Source organism: uncultured Roseovarius sp., assembly GCF_913057115.1.
Classification (GTDB): Bacteria; Pseudomonadota; Alphaproteobacteria; order Rhodobacterales; family Rhodobacteraceae; genus Roseovarius.
In genome coordinates this window covers 1-18,361 of sequence record NZ_CAJXNN010000029.1, presented here as the reverse complement: position 1 = coordinate 18,361, position 18,361 = coordinate 1, and the positions used below count along the sequence as shown (strand labels likewise).

17 protein-coding genes are annotated in these 18,361 nt (G+C 60.3%); 8 read left to right on the top strand and 9 right to left on the bottom strand.

The features are described 5' to 3' along the window. Positions 1-35: 35 nt before the first annotated feature. On the bottom strand, positions 36-569 hold the full coding sequence (locus tag QZ498_RS12435) for a component of SufBCD complex (RefSeq protein WP_294622695.1): 534 nt from the start codon (positions 567-569) through the stop codon (positions 36-38). Positions 570-694: 125 nt separating this feature from the next. Between QZ498_RS12435 and hemB the strand changes: the two genes are divergently transcribed. Both hemB and QZ498_RS12425 read left to right on the top strand, forming a co-directional pair. Beyond that, entirely contained in the window at positions 695-1,693 is a 999-nt protein-coding gene (hemB, locus tag QZ498_RS12430) for a porphobilinogen synthase (RefSeq protein WP_294622693.1), read from the top strand. 128 nt (positions 1,694-1,821) lie between these two features. Next, on the top strand, positions 1,822-2,382 hold the full coding sequence (locus QZ498_RS12425; protein ID WP_294622691.1) for a YSC84-related protein: 561 nt from the start codon (positions 1,822-1,824) through the stop codon (positions 2,380-2,382). Between the two features lie 137 nt (positions 2,383-2,519). Here the strand turns inward: QZ498_RS12425 and QZ498_RS12420 are convergent, their stop codons facing one another. Beyond that, on the bottom strand, positions 2,520-2,789 hold the full coding sequence (locus tag QZ498_RS12420; protein ID WP_294622689.1) for an usg protein: 270 nt from the start codon (positions 2,787-2,789) through the stop codon (positions 2,520-2,522). Positions 2,790-3,034: 245 nt separating this feature from the next. Between QZ498_RS12420 and gyrA the strand changes: the two genes are divergently transcribed. Together gyrA and QZ498_RS12410 are read left to right on the top strand one after the other, a co-directional pair. Further along, the gene (gene gyrA / locus QZ498_RS12415) at positions 3,035-5,758 is read left to right on the top strand and encodes a DNA gyrase subunit A (RefSeq protein ID WP_294622756.1); all 2,724 of its coding nucleotides are present in this window, start codon (positions 3,035-3,037) and stop codon (positions 5,756-5,758) included. A gap of 187 nt (positions 5,759-5,945) precedes the next feature. Beyond that, entirely contained in the window at positions 5,946-6,668 is a 723-nt protein-coding gene (locus QZ498_RS12410) for a hypothetical protein (protein ID WP_294622687.1), read from the top strand. Positions 6,669-6,689: 21 nt separating this feature from the next. Here the strand turns inward: QZ498_RS12410 and QZ498_RS12405 are convergent, their stop codons facing one another. Beyond that, positions 6,690-7,811 (bottom strand): polysaccharide biosynthesis/export family protein, encoded by a 1,122-nt coding sequence (locus QZ498_RS12405; RefSeq protein ID WP_294622685.1) that lies wholly within the window; start codon positions 7,809-7,811, stop codon positions 6,690-6,692. A gap of 182 nt (positions 7,812-7,993) precedes the next feature. Here QZ498_RS12405 and QZ498_RS12400 point away from each other — a divergent pair, with 182 nt between their 5' ends. Further along, on the top strand, positions 7,994-10,042 hold the full coding sequence (locus QZ498_RS12400) for a nucleoside-diphosphate sugar epimerase/dehydratase (RefSeq protein ID WP_294622683.1): 2,049 nt from the start codon (positions 7,994-7,996) through the stop codon (positions 10,040-10,042). 1 nt (position 10,043) lies between these two features. Here the strand turns inward: QZ498_RS12400 and QZ498_RS12395 are convergent, their stop codons facing one another. The 6 genes from QZ498_RS12395 to rpmH form a co-directional block, all read right to left on the bottom strand. Beyond that, the gene (locus QZ498_RS12395; RefSeq protein ID WP_294622681.1) at positions 10,044-11,513 is read right to left on the bottom strand and encodes a carboxypeptidase M32; all 1,470 of its coding nucleotides are present in this window, start codon (positions 11,511-11,513) and stop codon (positions 10,044-10,046) included. Between the two features lie 4 nt (positions 11,514-11,517). Next, entirely contained in the window at positions 11,518-12,657 is a 1,140-nt protein-coding gene (gene ctaA, locus QZ498_RS12390) for a heme A synthase (protein WP_294622679.1), read from the bottom strand. Positions 12,658-12,720: 63 nt separating this feature from the next. Continuing rightward, entirely contained in the window at positions 12,721-13,467 is a 747-nt protein-coding gene (locus QZ498_RS12385) for an RNA methyltransferase (RefSeq protein WP_294622755.1), read from the bottom strand. Between the two features lie 148 nt (positions 13,468-13,615). Beyond that, on the bottom strand, positions 13,616-13,849 hold the full coding sequence (gene yidD, locus QZ498_RS12380; RefSeq protein WP_294622677.1) for a membrane protein insertion efficiency factor YidD: 234 nt from the start codon (positions 13,847-13,849) through the stop codon (positions 13,616-13,618). Then, on the bottom strand, positions 13,846-14,247 hold the full coding sequence (rnpA, locus tag QZ498_RS12375) for a ribonuclease P protein component (protein WP_294622675.1): 402 nt from the start codon (positions 14,245-14,247) through the stop codon (positions 13,846-13,848). The genes yidD and rnpA overlap by 4 nt, the downstream gene beginning before the upstream one ends. Positions 14,248-14,273: 26 nt before the next feature. Continuing rightward, positions 14,274-14,408, bottom strand: coding sequence for a 50S ribosomal protein L34 (gene rpmH / locus QZ498_RS12370; RefSeq protein ID WP_005980833.1), 135 nt, complete (start codon positions 14,406-14,408; stop codon positions 14,274-14,276). A gap of 283 nt (positions 14,409-14,691) precedes the next feature. On the opposite strand from rpmH, the gene QZ498_RS12365 reads away from it, so the two are divergent. Genes QZ498_RS12365 through QZ498_RS12355 form a run of 3 tightly spaced genes read left to right on the top strand, consistent with a single transcriptional unit; the run spans position 14,692 to position 18,250 of the window. Beyond that, positions 14,692-15,423 carry a TVP38/TMEM64 family protein gene (locus tag QZ498_RS12365; RefSeq protein ID WP_294622672.1) on the top strand — a complete coding sequence of 244 codons (732 nt, stop codon included), beginning with the start codon at positions 14,692-14,694 and terminating at the stop codon, positions 15,421-15,423. Position 15,424: 1 nt separating this feature from the next. Continuing rightward, entirely contained in the window at positions 15,425-16,843 is a 1,419-nt protein-coding gene (locus QZ498_RS12360) for an FAD-dependent oxidoreductase (RefSeq protein WP_294622671.1), read from the top strand. A 12-nt stretch (positions 16,844-16,855) separates the two neighbouring features. Continuing rightward, entirely contained in the window at positions 16,856-18,250 is a 1,395-nt protein-coding gene (locus tag QZ498_RS12355; protein WP_294622669.1) for a HAMP domain-containing sensor histidine kinase, read from the top strand. Positions 18,251-18,361: the final 111 nt, after the last annotated feature.

Here is an 18,361-nt window from a genome sequence, read left to right as displayed (position 1 = left end):
CCTAGCGCCGCGCCCCCATGCGCGCAAGCCATGACTCACCCGCCCAGCACCCCGGTCTGCATGTTCTGCAACATGCCCCACATCGCGGTGACAAAGATCGAGATCATGCCAATGACCTGCGTCATCAGGCGATGCCGGTACATACGCTTGTAAAGGTCTTGCCCGGCCAAGCCTTGCGCCCGGATCGCCCGCGCCGTCCGCAATGACAACAGTCCGACAAGCGACATCGGAAAACCCAGCAGGAATACCGCTTGCGCGAATTCCTTTCCATAGATGAACCCTACCATGAAGAGAACCGTCAGGATGAAACAGGCAAAGCCCGCCAACAGCAGTCCGGATTCACGGATAATGTAAAGAATCCGGTTGGTATTGATCCGGACCATATCCTCCAGATCGCGGACGGCGTCTTCGCTGGCGTCCTTTTTCTTGGCACGTAGAACCATGTCCCAAGGCACGCCAAGCACCCAATGGCTGACCGATGACCACATGACAGCCAGCGCAATCCAGAACCAAAGGTTGCTGAAACTGCGCATGTCAATCAATTCGAAAACGGTTTCGTACCAGTCCACTGCTCGAAGACCTTCAAAATGTGCCTCGTCCCTCTTAACGCCGCCACGCGGCAATTCCTACCCTTGAGATGCGGGAATTTCCGTGCCACTCACAAGGGATCATAATGATAAGCCAAGGTTCGCCAATGACCATGCCCCAAGCGCCCTTTCCCGCCGCCCGCCTGCGCCGCACCCGGCGCAGCCCCGCCATTCGCGCCATGGTGGCGGAAAACACGCTTTCGCCGGGCGATCTGATCTGGCCCGTGTTCGTGCGCGACGGCGAGGGTGTGGAAGAACCCGTGCCCTCGATGCCGGGCGTTGTTCGGCGTAGCGTCGACAAGGTCGTCGAGGCGGCGAAAGAGGCCCACGCGCTTGGCATCCCGGCGATTTGTCTCTTTCCCTATACCGGCAACGAAAACCGCACCGCCGACTGCGCCGAGGCCTGGAACCCCGAAAACCTCAGCAACCGCGCCACCCGCGCCATCAAATCCGCCGTGCCCGACATCGCGATTATGACCGACGTGGCGCTCGACCCCTATTCCGACACCGGCCACGACGGCTTCGTGGTGGATGGGGAGATCATCAATGACGAAACCGTGGAGGCGCTGGTCAAACAGGCCCTCAGTCAGGCCGAGGCGGGCGTCGATATCATTGGCCCCTCGGACATGATGGATGGCCGCATCGGCGCGATCCGCTCTGCACTTGAGGGGGCCGGACACCGCGATGTCCTGCTGCTCAGCTATGCCGCGAAATACGCATCCGCCTTCTATGGCCCGTTCCGCGATGCGGTGGGGGCGTCGGGCGCGCTCAAGGGCGATAAGAAAACCTACCAGATGGACCCGGCCAACACCGACGAGGCGCTGCGCTGCGTGGCACGTGACCTGTCGGAAGGCGCGGATATGGTCATGGTCAAACCTGGCATGCCCTACCTCGATATCTGCCAGCGCGTGAAACAGGAATTCGCCGCTCCCACCTTCGCCTACCAAGTCTCGGGCGAATACGCGATGATCATGGCCGCCGCGCAAAACGGCTGGATCGACGGCGACCGCGCGATGATGGAAAGCCTCATGGGTTTCAAACGGGCCGGCTGCGACGGGGTGCTGACCTATTTCGCCCCACAGGTGGCCCGCGCCCTCAACGGCTGATCCCTGCGCGAACCCTTGCCAGTTCTCGATATCGCGCGTGACAGCGCGATTTCGCCTGATATACTGCGCCCAGACCGGCATTTTCAACAAGACCGGCACATGAAGTCAGGCAACGAACAGGCAAAACCATGAACAGCTTTTCCCGTCGCGCATTCACACTCGGCGCTCTCGCCAGCACCTCCGCTCTTGCCGCTTGCGGCAATGGCGTCGGCAGCCGCGGCCCCGAGAAAATCGACGCCCGTGTCGATACCACGCTGAACTACCTTTATACCAATTACCCCAACACCCGCGATCTGGCCGCGAAATCCACCGGCATGCTGGTCATGCCACTGGTGACCGAAGGCGGGCTGATCGTCGGTGGTGGCTATGGCCGCGGTGCATTGCGCATCAACAACGTAACGGTCGATTACTACTCGGCCACCAAGGGCAGCGTCGGCTTTCAGATCGGCGCCCAACAATTCGCCCACGTCTTGTTCTTCATGACACAAGACGCGCTCGAAGGGTTCCGCCGTTCCTCGGGCTGGGCCGCAGGCGCGGATATCGAATATGTCTTCAGGGACAAGGGCGAAAACCTGCGGGCCGAGACGACAACCTCCACCGCTCCCGTCGTGGCCGTCATCTTCGGTCAGGCCGGTGCCTTGGCCGGCGTCTCACTCGAAGGCATGAAATACACCCGGATCATACCCTGATCCAACGGCGGGGCGTTGCAACCACGCCCCCTTTCTTCTGGCCATAAATATCCTGGGGGGAGCGTTGAAAATCCCCGATTTTCAACGTGGGGGGCAAAGCCCCCCGCCCCGAGCGACGCCAAAGGCGGCGCAATCCCTCATTGAAGCGTAAACTCACCCACCACACTGCGCCACTCTCCGGGCGAAATCATCTTGCGATGGGTAAACTTGACCGAATGCAGCGGCCCCTCGATCTCGTCTTGCCAAAACTCGATGAATTTGAACAATCGCGGATGGTCCGGTGCGATATCATAGTCCTGCCAGACAAAACTGTTCAGGACATGCACATAATCGGGCATGTGATAGAACATCTCGGCGGTGGTCAGGCCATAGCCCTTCAGCATCATTTCTGTTTCACTCATTTCCATATGATCTGCTCCTGTTGAACGTCTTTTTGGCGTTGCGCTCTTCCATGATGCCCGAATGAAATTACTTTTCAATGAAAACAGTATGTTAGCAGTGCCACGCCTTGGCTGCCACGGCTGCGGCGGGACAGCCATTGCACCCCATATCCAGCCTCTGATATAACGAATGCAACAAAATATAGACCCTCAGAAACAGGACGGGCAGCAAGGTGAGCGACGACACGCAACCCCCTGAAAACACTGACGAAATGATGCCTGAGCGCCCGGCGCACGACGGTCCCAGCATTTCCATCGCCGACGAGATGAAGACATCCTATCTCGACTACGCGATGTCGGTCATTGTCAGCCGTGCGATTCCTGACTTGCGGGACGGCTTGAAACCCGTGCACCGGCGCATCCTTTACGCCATGCACGAAACCGGCAACACGCACGACAAGCCTTACCGCAAATCGGCGCGGCCCGTGGGCGACGTCATGGGTAAATACCATCCCCACGGCGATAGCGCGATTTACGATGCACTGGTGCGCATGGCGCAGGATTTCTCGATGTCCTTGCCGCTTCTGGATGGGCAAGGCAACTTCGGCTCCATGGATGGCGATAACCCCGCCGCCATGCGCTATACCGAGGTGCGGATGGACAAGCCCGCCAGTGCCCTGCTGGCGGATATCGAAAAAGACACCGTCAATTTTCAGGACAACTACGACGGCAAGGATCGCGAACCCACCGTCCTGCCCGCCCGTTTCCCCAACATGCTGGTCAATGGCGCGGGCGGTATCGCCGTGGGCATGGCCACCAACATTCCGCCGCATAACCTTGGCGAAGTGGTCGATGCCACGCTGGCGCTGATCGACGATCCAGATCTCAGTTCCGAGCAATTGATCGAATACGTCCCCGGCCCCGATTTCCCCACAGGCGGCATCATGCTGGGCCGGTCCGGCGCGCGCAAAGCCTACCTCGAAGGCCGCGGCAGCGTCATAATCCGCGCCAAGACGCGGGTCGAGGAACTCCGCAAGGATCGGTATGCCATCGTCATCGACGAGATCCCCTATCAGGTGAACAAGGCCTCGATGATCGAAAAGATCGCCGAGACGGTGCGCGAAAAGAAGATCGAAAACATCGCCCACGTTCAGGATGAATCCGACCGCCACGGCGTGCGCGTGGTGGTCGAGCTGAAACGCGACGCCACCCCCGATGTGGTGCTCAATCAACTGTTCCGCTTCACGCCCATGCAAACCAGCTTTGGCTGCAACATGCTGGCCCTGAACGGCGGCAAACCCGAACAACTGACCCTGCGCCGCTTCCTCACCTCCTTCATCGCCTTCCGCGAGGAAGTGGTCGCGCGCCGCACGGCCTTTGAATTGCGCAAAGCCCGGGACCGCAGCCATATCCTCTGCGGTCTGGCCGTTGCGGTGTCCAACGTGGATGAGGTCGTGGCGACCATCCGCGCCTCCGCCGATGCCACCGAGGCGCGCGAAAAACTTATGACCCGCCGCTGGCCCGCCGGGGATATCCTCGAATATATCGCCTTGATCGACGACCCGACGCACAAGGCCAACGAAGACGGCACCTACAATCTGTCAGAAACACAGGCCCGCGCGATTCTCGATCTGCGCCTGCAACGCCTCACGCAACTGGGCGTCAAAGAGGTTACCGATGAGCTGCAAGAGCTGGCGGGCAAAATCAAGGAATACCTCGCCATCCTCGCCAGCCGTGAACGTATCATGGGCATCATCGCCGACGAGCTGCGCGAAGTGCGCGAGCAATTCGCCGTCCCCCGCCGCACCGAGATCGTAGACTGGTCCGGCGATATGGATGACGAAGACCTGATCGAACGCGAAGACATGGTCGTGACCGTCACCCAAGGCGGCTATATCAAGCGCACGCCCCTGGCCGATTTCCGCGCCCAAAAGCGCGGTGGCAAGGGCCTGTCGGGTGGCAGCCTGAAAGACGATGACGTGGTCACCACGCTGTTCGTCGCCAACACCCACACACAGCTTTTGTTCTTCACCACCGATGGCATGGCCTACAAGCTCAAGACATGGCGCCTGCCGCTTGGCAGCCGCACATCGAAGGGTAAGGCCATCGTCAATATCCTGCCCATTCCCACCGGTGTCTCCATCGCCGCGATCATGCCGGTCGATGCCCCCGAAGAGCAATGGAACGACCTGCAAATCGTCTTTGCCACCACGGCGGGCGATGTGCGCCGCAACGCGCTGTCGGATTTCACCAACGTCAAGCGCAACGGCAAGATCGCCATGGACCTGCCCGAAGGCGTGGAACTGGTCAACGCGCGCATCTGCACCGAAGACGATGACGTGATGCTTGTCACCAATTCGGGCCGCGCCATCCGCTTTGCCACCACCGATGTGCGGGTCTTCAAGGGTCGCAAATCCACCGGGGTACGTGGCATCAAGCTCGCGGGCGCTGATACCGTCGTCTCCATGTCCGTCATCCGGCATTTCGAGGCCGAGGCGGCAGAACGCGCCGCCTATCTCAAGATGCGCCGCCAAATGGTCGGGGCTGATGAGCTTGAAGGCACCGACGACGATGAAGAGGCCCCCGCAGGAGACATTTCCCAAGAGCGCTTCGAAGAAATGCAGGCCGCCGAGCACCTCATCCTGACGATCACCACCGATGGCATCGGCAAAATATCGTCCAGCCATGATTACCCCACCCGTGGGCGCGGTGGCCAAGGCGTGAACGCCTGGTCCACCAAGGCCAATGCCACACTCGTCGCCTCCTTCCCTGTGGATCTGGACGACCAGATCATGCTCGCCACCTCCAAGGGTCAATCCATCCGCGTTCCAGTTGAGGGAATCTCCTTCCGGTCGCGCAGTGCCGGCGGCGTCAAGGTGTTCAATACCGGCAAGGGCGAAAAGGTCGTCAGCGTCGCATGGATCGCCGAAAAGGGCGACGAAGACGATGCTGATGCCGAGGCCGTGGCCAGCCCCGAAGCCAAGACCGAAGAGTAACGAGGCACGCGCCTCGCCTCCTCCCCCATACGGATAACGATACATTGGACCGGCCCCGAATTGTCATATTTCGGGGCCGGTTTTGCCTGCTTTCGATGGGATTGATCGACTGCTTTCAATTGTATGAAGGCCCGTACAAGTGGTTTTGGTACGTCTGCTCGAGGTCAATTGAACGGAAAGAAAAACCGTGGAACGCAGCAACCGACGCTTGGCCGATCATACCGGCCTGAACCTGATCCGCCTCATTACCGGCTCCTATTTCATGGCGATTTCCCTTGGCTTGATTCAAGGGGTCGATCACCGGGCGATTTTCGCGCCGATAGTCGGCCTGCCAACCGGCGACCTTATTGGCACCACGGCCCTCTTCGCGCTCTCCGCCGCCTTTATGTCCGGGCTCTTCCTACGCACAACATCCTTGATGCTGGCAGTGTTTGTCTTGACCAGCAGCATTGCCGAGAACTTCATGCCCTTTCAGCCAGAAAACATATCGCCCTTTTGGCGCGACCTGACATTGATGTGCGGTATTCTGCTCAGTCATTACAGCTTGAAGGCCCCGGATACGCAGCGTACCTCGCTGGTCGGTCGCCGCTATATCTCACGCGTGGTCAAGACCTCAGAACAGGTTACCCCGCGCCGGGTGCCTCCCAGCGTTGCCCGCAAGGCAGCGAAGGCAAAGGCCAATCGCATACCACTTCAGGGCACCGGCGACATGGCGCAGCCAATGGACCTGGCCGACCATAGCCTCCGCACGACCGCCCCGAACCCCAATATGCCTCCGGCAACACCGCCGCAGACCGGTGTTTCAGACTCGAAACCTCTGAACGCGGGCCCAAAGCAGAAAAGCCGAACCCCATCCGACAAAGCGGCGGCTGCCCATAAGGACATCACCAACATCTTCGTCGAATGCTAAGATTGCCCCTGCTCCTTGGCACTACAAATTGTTGGCGGTGCTCGTCACCCCGATCACGGTTCCGAACAAGCCGATGATCGTGCGTGCCGCGTTGATGGGCGACTCGGTGGCCAGAACGGTGTCCTGCGGATGAATCTGGAACTGTCGCGCCGCAAAGAGGCCATCCGCGCTTGTCAAATCAATAGTAAACACAACCTGCTGCAAATCCGGCCCTGCCCAACCCGGCTTGAGGTCCTTCGCCTTGTATTCCCGCAGGATCAAAACGCCCTTCGGGTCCGCGCGCGCCGCTTGCAAGCCACCCATGGCCGAAAGCGCCTCCATGGCTGTCATGCTTTCCTTCTCGAAATACATGACCGTCTGATCGCCTGCCGCCCCTAACACGTTGAAGCTGCGGTCATCCTCGACCACGGAAATCTGGTCGCCGCCACGCAGCCGCACATTGCGGCTCGCATCCGCCAGAAGGTCGGCGAAACGAGTTTCATAGGTCGTCGGCCCACGCTGCAAGCGCAGCAACGGGTTGCGCAGAGCGTTGGACACACCGCCGCCCTTGGCAATGGCGCTCAGGATCTTGGTATTGCGGCTGTCCAAAGGGTAACGGCCCGGTGCGGCGACGCCACTCACAAGGTCGATCGAATTGTTGCGACCCGGGAGCACCGAAAGCTGAACCTGCGCCGAGGGCGATATCTCCTCGAAACTTTCCTGAATCCGTTTGCGCGCCGCATCCGCGCTTTGGCCGCGAACCCGCACATCACCCACGTAAGGCAAGAAGATCTTACCGCTACCTGCCACCTCCTGCTCTGGCATGGCCACCATGTTCGACCCGCGTGCTGACAGAAGCGAATTTTCCTGGGACTCCCAAACCACGATCTTCAACACGTCGCCGACCTGGATCGCGTTTGAATCCGGCCCCCGGTCCCGTTGGAACCAGTGATAATGTCCATGCCACCCGGTCGCCGGCCAGTTCGACAAGGCAGGCGTCACATCCCGGGTTACGGGAACCACTTGAAAACTGGGGGCTTGCGACTCTTGCTCGTTGAGAACCTCGGACTGGATGGCGGCCCCGCGCGGCAGACTACAGCCCGCCACGACCATCAGAAACGCGAAGGCAGAAATCAAGACTGGCAGGCGTCTTTTTTTGGACATGCGTCATCCCCAAGAGTTTTGACATTTCCTAACGCGCAAAAGATGTGGGAACAATGGAAAAGTCGCCTCAAGGAGTATTGAGCCCGGCGCTTCTTGACTGGTGTTTGTGATGCCTCTCACCACCTCTTGATAACGCCAAGTGGTTCTGCCATTCAGGGTTTGCGCTGCTCAATTACCAGTCATTGCAAGTTTTCTTGCCGACTCCTGCATCAAATTTCGCCACCACCGGAAAAATATTTCTCATGGCGTTGTTTCCGCCATTATTCCCCTTTAACGTGTGCAATGAACACATTACTAACGCTAAGTACGGTATTTCAGGATTCAGGCAATCCGCGGTCAATTTGGGTAGGACCATGTTGCACAAGTTTGCAGTGTCTCTCACGCGCGCCCAGAAACGCGCCATTCTTCTTACCGTTGATGTTCTTCTCATAGGTCTTGCCCACCTCTTGTCCCGATTGGTCATCCTTGGCCCATCGCAGGCAATCCCGACTTCATTTGAAGCATGGGCCACGACAATCGCCCTCATGGTTGCCGGTGCCGTTTTCATCCTCTTGCAAGGCCTGCATAGGGTCAAACTCAATGCATATGAAATGCAAGGCATGTTGGGAACGACCGGCGTTGCCATGGCCCTGGCATCGGTTGTGGTCATCGGCGGGATGGTCTTCACCTCGCTACGTGCTCCGCTGCAGGTCGCGATCGTCACGGGCACCTTTTTCCTTTTGCTTTCCGTCGCTGCCCGTCTCGGAATGCGCGCCATCTTGCTGCAAATCTACCGCCGCAACCATCAGCACATTCCGATCCTCATTTACGGGGCGGGCCAAACCGGCCAGCAACTGGCCTCTGCGCTCGCGACCGACGATTCGGTCAAGCCCGTCGCCTTCGTCGACGATGACAGCCGCCTGCAAAGCCTGACCATCGGCGGTTTGCGCGTACATGCCCCGGGGGACATCCTCGATCTCATCGAGTGTCACGAGATCCAGCGCATCGTTCTCGCCATGCCCTCCCAGCGGCCCGCCGTGCAACAGGCGCTCGCGCGCCACATGCGCGCCACCGGATGCGAGGTGCACATGATCCCCTCCTTCGCTGATCTGGTTGCCAATACCGATCGCGACATCGGCGACACTCAACCGGTCGATCCCCATGACCTGATGGAACGCGATATCATGGAGGATGAACTGCCCGGCGTTTCCGAAACTTACCGTACTCGCAGTGTATTGGTCACGGGTGCGGGCGGAACCATCGGCTCCGAACTTTGCCGGCAGCTCATCGCCTGCGATCCTGAAAAACTGATCCTTCTGGATCACTGCGAACTCTCGCTTTTCAAGGCTGAACGGGAACTCAAGGCGCTCGCCCCGTCGCTGGATATCGTCTGCATTCTCGGATCGGTTTGCGATGCTGCACTCATGGCCGAAGTTATGAGCCGTCACGGGGTGGAAATCGTACTGCACGCGGCTGCGTACAAACACGTACCGATGGTCGAAAGAAACGAACTCGAAGGCATGCGCAACAACGTCTTCGGCACAAAGACCGTTGCCGATGCGGCAAGGCACGCGGGAGTCGAACGTTTCATCCTCATCTCCACCGACAAGGCTGTGCGCCCCTCGTCGATGATGGGGGCCTCCAAGCGCATCGCCGAATTGGTCATCCAAGACATTGCCTCACGCTCCAACTCAACCCGGTTTTCCATGGTTCGCTTCGGCAACGTCCTCGGCTCCTCTGGCTCGGTGATCCCCCTGTTCGCCGACCAGATCCGGCGAGGTGGTCCGGTGACTCTCACCCATTCTGACGTGACCCGCTATTTCATGACGATCCCCGAGGCGGTCCGCCTCGTGCTTATCACCGGCTCCTTCGCACGCGGCGGCGATGTCTTCGTGCTGGACATGGGCAAGCCGGTTCCGATCCGCGATCTTGCCATGCGGATGATCGAACAGGCCGGGAAAACGGTGCGCAATGCTCACAACCCTCAAGGCGATATCGAGATCAAGATCACCGGTTTGCGCCCCGGCGAGAAATTGCACGAAGAACTGCTTATCGGCTCCGACATGTTGACCACGCCGCACCCCAAGATCCTGCGCGCGCAGGAAAGCCATCTATCGGAAATCGAAACGGCCACCGTCCTGAATGCCATTCGGCAAGCCATCGAAACCCGGAATGTCGAGTTGCTCGACACCACCCTGATGAATTGGATCGAACCCAGCGAAAGCCCGGCACCGGTGTCTGTCAACGAATAGGTCAGGCCGGGTAAAGCGCACCGAATTTTTCCACCAGATAGGTCATCAAGGGCCCGGCCGAAGGCTCTTGCCCACAGGCCCGCGCGATCACCTCGCGCGGCTCATAAAGCCCACCATGGCGCTGTACGTTCTCACGTAGCCACGCAGTGGCCGCGCTCGGGTCGCCTTCGGCCAGATGGTCATCCAAATCCGGCAGGTCCTTGCGCAAAGCGGCATGCAGACAGCCGGCGTAAACATTCCCCAGACTATAGGTCGGGAAATACCCAAACAGCCCGACAGACCAGTGTACATCCTGCAACACCCCGTTCGACGCCCGGTCCACATCATAGCCGAAATCGGCCTTGAACCGGTCATTCCACGCCGCCTCCAAATCGCGCACCTGCAAGTCACCGGCGATCAACGCCCGCTCCAACTCGAACCGCAGCATGATATGCAGGTTATACTGCACCTCATCGGCTTCCGTCCGGATATAGCCGCGATGCAAACGGTTCACCGTGGCGTAAAACGCCTCCTCATCCGCAACCCCGATATCGCCAAAGGCATCGCGCATCCGCCCATACAGGAAATGGCAAAACGCGCGGCTCCGGCCCAATTGATTCTCGTAAATCCGGCTCTGGCTTTCATGCACACCCATTGACACGCCCTGCCCCACCGGCGTCATGTGATAGGCTGGGTCGACCCCCTGCTCGTAACAGGCATGGCCCACCTCGTGGATGGTTGAATAAAGGCAATTGAACGGATCATCCTCACTCACCCGCGTGGTGATCCGCACATCATCGCCAGAGCCCGAGCTGAAGGGATGCACCGCCATGTCGATCCGACCGCGATTCAGGTCATAGCCAAACCGCTCGGCCAGTTCGCGCGCCAAGGCAACCTGCACTTCGGGCGCGAATTGCCCTGACACCGGCGCGCGCTCGATGCCCTGCAAGGCACTCGCCCGCAATTTCACCAAACCGGGGCGCATCTCGTCAAAAATCGCCGCCAGATGAGCCGCACTCGCCCCCGGCTCATAATCGTCGATCAACGCGTCATAAACGTCACCGCCATCGGCCAGCGCCGCGCCCTCCTCCCGTTTGAGGCGCACCACCTCTTCCAAAGTCGGCGCAAAACTGGCGAAGTCATCCTCGGCGCGGGCCGCCGCCCATTGCGACTGCGACCGGCTTGTCAGACTGGCCAAGGCGCGGGTCAGGTCCGAAGGCACCCGTGTCAGCCGCTCGAACTGATGCGCAATCAAGCGCAGTTGCGCCGCCCCCGCCTCGTCCGGTGCGCGCGCATCCTCCAGCCACTCGCCGATCCGCGGGTCGGTCTTGCGGGCGTGCATCATCGCCTGCATCGCGCCCATCTCCTCGGCGCGCTGTTCCACCGCGCCGCGCGGCATCATGGTTTCCTGATCCCAGGACAAGCGCCCCGCCACCCGGCCCAAGGCCTGTGTTTCGCGCTCATACGCCATCAATGCGTCATATGCTGTCACTGCCTTACCCTCTTACCGATTGGGCGCGCGGATATTGCGCGAGGAACCGCGCCCGCAGGATCAACACCCACAACACCACGGCCAAAACCTGATGCACGATCGCCACCTGCCACGCCGCAACGTAAAGCACCGTCACAATGCCCAAGACCACTTGTGCACCAAGCGCGATGAAGGCTGCGTTAAAAGCGGCGCGCGTGGCAGCATGAGTGCTGCGCCGCCCCTTCAGCCAAACCATGATCCCGAAAACCAACAGCAGATAGCCGGTCACCCGGTGGATAAACTGTACCAATCCGGGGTTTTCAAAGAAGTTCCGAAGGCCCAGTTCCGCAATCCAGAAATCGGGGGGCAAAACGCCTCCGGCCATCAGCGGCCAATCGGTATAGCTGCGCCCGGCGTCGATCCCGGCCACCAGCGCGCCAATCAGGATTTGCAGGAAAGCGAAATGCAACAGGCCAGTGCCCAGCCCGAACAGCTTGGCCTCCCGCGCCCGCCGCGCCTGCATCAACTCGCGTTCCTCGCGGCCCAAGAGCATGGCATACCACGCGATGAAGCCAAGGATCACAAAGGCCAAACCCAGATGCGTGGCAAGCCGATAGCTCGCCACATCCAGCATCTCGCCTTCCAGCCCGGAGGAGACCATCCACCAGCCAATCGCGCCCTGCGCACCGCCCAGAACCCCAAGGAAAAACAACCGTCCGGTCCAACCGGGCGGAATCTTCCGCGTCACCAAAAACCCGAAGAAGCCGAAGGCCCAGACAAGGCCAATCACCCGGCCCAATTGCCGGTGGCCCCATTCCCACCAGTAAATGACCTTGAACTCCGACAGGCTCATCCCCTTGTTCTGCAATTGGTACTCGGGAATGGCGCGGTACTTGTCGAATTCCTCTTCCCAAACCTCGGCGCTCATCGGTGGGAGGGCACCGGTCACCGGCTTCCATTCGGTGATGCTCAAGCCACTGTCGGTCAACCGGGTCAGCCCACCCACGGCGATCATCACCACCACCAAGGCAAAGAGGATCATCAACCAAACCCGGATCGCGCCCCGCGCGCCCCGACGGCCCGCGTCGATCATGCCCCCCTTGGGCGCCTCGCGCTTGGCCTCAGCCTCGCCAACCTCTTCGAAAATGCTGCGTTTGCCTGACATGCTCGCCCTCTACCCTTTTGCGCTGGCAACAGTAGTGCGCACTGTATGCCCCTTCAAGCGCGCTCAGTCGCCGCGCTCTTTCCAACGGACCATCTGCCGCAGCACCCCATGCAACATCTGCACATCGGCCCGCGTCAAAGGCATCCGCGACCACATGTTGCGCAGGTTGATCTTCATGCCCTCGGCCTTGTGCTCGGGAAAGAAAAACCCGGCCTCGCCCAAACGCGCTTCGTAATGATCCGACAGCTTTTCAATCTCGATCTGCTCGGCCCAATCGGCCTTGGCCATATCCACCCGTCGCGCTTCGATATTGCCCTGCGCCCGCCGCCACTCATAACCCGTCAGAAGCACACATTGCGCAAGGTTCAGGCTGGGAAATTCCGGGTTCACCGGTACATTGATGATGGCGTTGGCCTTTGCCACATCCTCATTCTCAAGCCCCGCGCGCTCCGGGCCAAACAGGACGGCCACCTTTTCGCCCCGCGCAATCCGCTCGGCGGCCTCGCTCATCGCGCCCTCAGGGCTATAAACCGGCTTGGTCAGTCCCCGCGCCCGCGCCGTGGTGGCAAAGACGAAATGGCAATCGCCCACCGCCTCGGCCACATCGCCGACAATCTGCGCTTCGTCCAAAAGCCGCCCCGCGCCGCTGGCCATGGCCACGGCCTTCGAGTTCGGCCAGCCATCGCGCGGCGCCACCACCCGCATCCGGTCCAACCCGAAGTTCCACATCGCCCGCGCGGCGGCGCCGATGTTCTCGCCCATTTGCGGGCGCACAAGCACGAAAGCGGGTTGCGGGGTGTCTGAGGGCATCATGGGTCTCCAATTCCTGCCGCGTCATACGCAACCGGCAGGATCGTGAAAAGCCCTAAGCCCCTTCATCTTTCCCAAAATACTCCCGCCGGAGGCACCGATAGAATACCGACGTCTTACCGACGCGATACAGACAGGCATTTGAACGTTACTTTTCGCGCTTTTCCGGCACCGGATCATAGCCGCATTGCCCCCAAGGGTTGCAGCGCACGATCCGCTTGAGGGCCAGCCACCCGCCCTTGATCCCACCATGCTTTTCCAAAGCCTCCAAAGCATATTGGCTACAAGTCGGCTGATACCGGCAATTGAACCCCACCCAAGGCGAAAAAATCAGCCGATAGGCTTTTACCGGCCATGACAGGATATGCGCCAAGGGGGTCATCTTTCGTTGGAATGCAATCGTTTGAGGGCAAATCGTAAATCACCCTTCAAATCCTCGAAGGCTCGCTCGGCGGTCGCATCCTTGCGCCCGATCAGCACGTAATCCCAACCCGGTTTACCTTTGCCGGGCAGCACCATCCGCGCCACCTCGCGCAGCCGCCGCTTGGCCCGGTTGCGCGCCACCGCATTGCCCACCTTCTTGGAACAGGTAAAGCCCACCCGAATGGCCGGGTCGCCATCACGCCGGTCCCGCCCCTGCACCATCATCGCCTTGGTCCCCTGCCGTCGCGCCCGCGCCGCTAACAGGAAATCACTGCGATTTTTCAAGACCTTAAGACAAACGGAAACCGCCGGGGGCGTTCTCCCCGCATCTCTGTCGGGGGCCTCCGGCGGTGTCATGATCCGTAAATCCTGTATTTGAGGCTTCAGGCGCTCAGCGACTTGCGGCCACGCGCACGACGCGCGTTCAGGATCTTGCGGCCTGCTTTTGTGGCCATACGCGCACGGAAGCCGTGGCGGCGCTTGCGAACCAGGTTCGAGGGTTGGTAGGTGCGTTTCATCGCTCCGTCTCCGGTCTTTGGGCGGGCAGACGCATTGGAATCGCGGCCAGCCCGAATTCATTTCGAAATCGGTCTATAGAGGCCCGAAAGCCCCAAGTCAAACCCAGCCCGGGGCTTTTGCAACAAAAACCCCACCATTCCGCAGCATTCCTGTTACAAAGCTGTAAAACAGGCTCTTTTTGGCGGCAAATCCATCACCAACCATCACCCCCGCGTGAGGCCTATAGCCACCACCGTTCTACATGGTCATCTTGGTTGCAACAGAACCCAACGGACCGAAGCCATGAACGATATGACCCGAACCAATAAAGCCACCCCATGGCGCCACGCCCCCCTGATCCTGATCCTCCTCGGGGCGATCATCGGCTTTTTTACCCTGCGCGACTATCTGTCCTTCGAAACGCTGCGCGAAAATCGCGAGGCGTTGCTCGCCTTCAGGGATACGCACTATCTTTCGATGGTGGCGGTCTTTATCGCCGTCTACGTCGTGATCGTGGCCTTTTCCCTGCCCGGGGCCGCTGTCGCCTCCGTGACCGGCGGTTTCCTCTTCGGGCTTGCCCTTGGCACCACCTTCAATGTCGCAGCCGCCTCGCTCGGGGCCTTCGCAATCTTTCTGGCCGCGCGTTGGGGCCTAGGCCGAACGCTCGCGGCCCGAATGGAGACATCCGAAGGCACCCTGAAGCGGATCAAAAACGGCCTGCAAGAGCATGAAATCAGCGTGCTTTTCCTAATGCGGCTTGTGCCTGCTGTACCTTTCTTCGTGGCCAATCTCTTGCCCGCACTCGTAGGCGTCAAATTCTTCAACTTTGCCTTCACCACCGTTTTGGGCATCATTCCCGGGGCCATTGTCTTCACATGGATCGGCGTTGGCCTGGGTGAGGTCTTCGATCGCGGTGAATCGCCCGACCTCTCCCTTCTGTGGGAGCCGCAAGTCATCGGCCCGATCCTTGGCCTTTGCGCCCTCGCGGCGCTCCCCATCGTGATCAAGACCCTGCGCGGCAAAAAGGACATCTGACATGAGCAAGATTGATACCGACCTGCTGGTCATCGGGGCGGGCTCTGGCGGCTTGTCCGTCGCCGCTGGGGCAGTGCAAATGGGGGCCGATGTGACCCTTCTTGAAGGCCACAAAATGGGCGGCGATTGCCTGAACTACGGCTGCGTGCCCTCCAAGGCCCTGCTGGCCAGTGGCAAGGCCGCCCACAAGGCCAACCACACCCACGACTTCGGCATCGCCGACAGCTCACCGCAGGTGGATTACGCCGCCGCCAAGGACCACGTCCATGACGTCATCGGCACCATTGCGCCCCACGACAGTGTTGAACGCTTCGAGCGCCTCGGCGTCCGCGTCATCACCGAATACGGTGAATTCATCGACGCCAAAACCGTCAGGGCCGGTGATCACGAAATCACCGCCCGCCGAATCGTCATCGCCACCGGCTCCTCCCCCTTCGTACCGCCAATCCCCGGCCTTGAAACCGTTCCGTATGAGACCAATGAAACGCTTTTCGACCTCCGCGAGAAGCCCGATCACCTGCTGATCATCGGCGGCGGCCCCATCGGTATGGAAATGGCCCAAGCCCACCTGCGCCTTGGCTCGAAGGTCACGGTGATCGAAGGCGCCAAGGCCTTTGGCCGCGACGATCCGGAATGCGCCGCCGTGGTGCTCGACGCCCTGAAATCCGAAGGTCTGGACCTGGCCGAAGACGCGCTTGCCGATACGATTTCCGGCGAGGCGGGCAATATCACCGTCACCTGCAAGGATGGCCGCAGCTTCACTGGCTCCCACCTTCTGATGGCCGTGGGGCGCAAACCCAATATCGACAAGCTGAACCTCGACGCCGCAGGCATCCAGACCACCAAGACAGGCATCAAGGTCGACGACGGGCTGCGCACCACAAACCGCCGCGTCTACGCCATTGGCGATGTGGCGGGCGGCCTGCAATTCACCCATGTTGCGGGCTATCACGCAGGCATCGTCATCCGCTCAGCCCTGCTCTCTCTGCCCGCCACGGCGAAAACCGCGCATATTCCATGGGCCACCTATACCGCCCCGGAACTGGCCCAAGTCGGCCTGACCGAGGCCAAGGCCCGCGACATTCACGGCGACACCCTTGAGGTCGCGCGCTTCACCTATGCCGAAAATGACCGCGCCATCGCCGAACGCCAGACCACAGGCTTGATCAAACTCATGGTGGTCAAGGGCCGCCCCGTGGGTGTCTCAATTGCAGGTCACCAAGCCGGCGAACTCATCTCCCTATGGTCCATGGTCATCGCCAATGGCTTCAAGATGAAACATGTGGCTGCCATGGTTGCCCCCTACCCGACAATCGCCGAAATCAACAAGCGCGTTGCAGGGGCCTATTTCTCCCCTAGGCTGTTTGATAATCCTATGCTCAAAAGAGTTGTGGGGCTGGTGCAACGCTGGCTTCCGTGATTAGGGCATGACATGCGGTTTCTGAACACCCTCTCCGGGCGATTTCTGCTTCTGACAGCGATTTTCGTGATGCTGGCCGAAGTCCTGATTTTCGTGCCCTCGGTCGCCCGCTACCGTGAAGACTTCCTCATTTCACGGCTGGAACGGGCGCAAATCGCCTCACTGGCGCTTCTGGTCAATGAAAACATCACCCCCGACCTCGAAGTCGAGCTTTTGGAAAACGCCGGGGCCCACAACGTGGTTCTGCGCCGTGACGAAGCCCGCCAGCTCGTGCTGTCGTCCCCCATGCCCAAACCCATCTCGGCCACCTACGATTTGCGCGATCCAAGCGCCTTCACCCTGATAGCCGATGCGATGGCCCGCCTGATCAACACCGAGAACGAGGTCATCCGCGTGATCGGCGACCCGGTACGCCGCGCCGGGCTCTTGATCGAAATCACCCTCGATACCAATGAATTACGCGCCGCCATGATCGACTATGGCCTGCGTATCCTCTGGCTATCGCTGGTGATCTCGCTGGTCACCGCCGGCCTTTTGTTTCTGGCCGTGCGCTGGTCGCTCGTCAAACCGATCAAACGTGTCGTGGGCCATATGCAATCCTATGCCGCCGCCCCCGAGGATGCCAACCGCGTGATCCGCCCGTCAGCCAGTATCCTTGAACTGCGCGAAGCCGAAGAAACCCTGCAACTCATGCAGACCCAATTGACCGGCTCGCTCAAGCAAAAGGAACGGCTGGCGCAACTTGGCGGCGCTGTCGCCAAGGTCAGCCACGATTTGCGCAATATCCTCACCTCGGCTCAGCTCTTCACCGACCGCATCGAAATGAGCGAAGACCCGGCCGTGAAACGCATGGCCCCGAAACTGGTGAATTCGATCACCCGCGCCGTCCACCTGTGCGAAGCCACCCTCGCCTATGGCAAGGCCGAAGAGCCCGGCCCGACCCTGACCCGCCTGCGACTGGCCGAGGTGGTGGGTGACGTCATCGAAAGCGAACGCCTTGCCGTTGGCGATGCCGAGATCAGCTTTGCCGAGGATATCCCCGATCAACTGATGATCCGTGCCGATTCCGAACAGATGTACCGCGTCCTGTCGAACCTCGTGCGCAACGCACGTCAAGCCATCGTCAACACCGGCCAACCGGGTGAAATCGCGGTGTCCGCTTACGAGACCGATCATCAATGGATCATCAATGTCACCGATACCGGCCCCGGCCTGCCCGAAAAGGCCCGGCAACACCTCTTTCAGCCGTTCCAGGGCGGCGCCACCAAAGGCGGCACCGGTCTTGGCCTGACCATCGCCGCCGAATTGGTGCGCGGTCATGGCGGCACGCTGACGCTGGACGACAGTGATGACAGCGGCACCAGCTTCCGGATCGAACTTCCAAGAGGTGGCGTTGAAAAAGCGTGATTTTTTGCAAAGCCCCCCTTGCGCTACCCGCCCGCAAGGTCTAAATCCCGCCCTCACGGACCGATAGCTCAGCTGGATAGAGTACCTGACTACGAATCAGGGGGTCGGGGG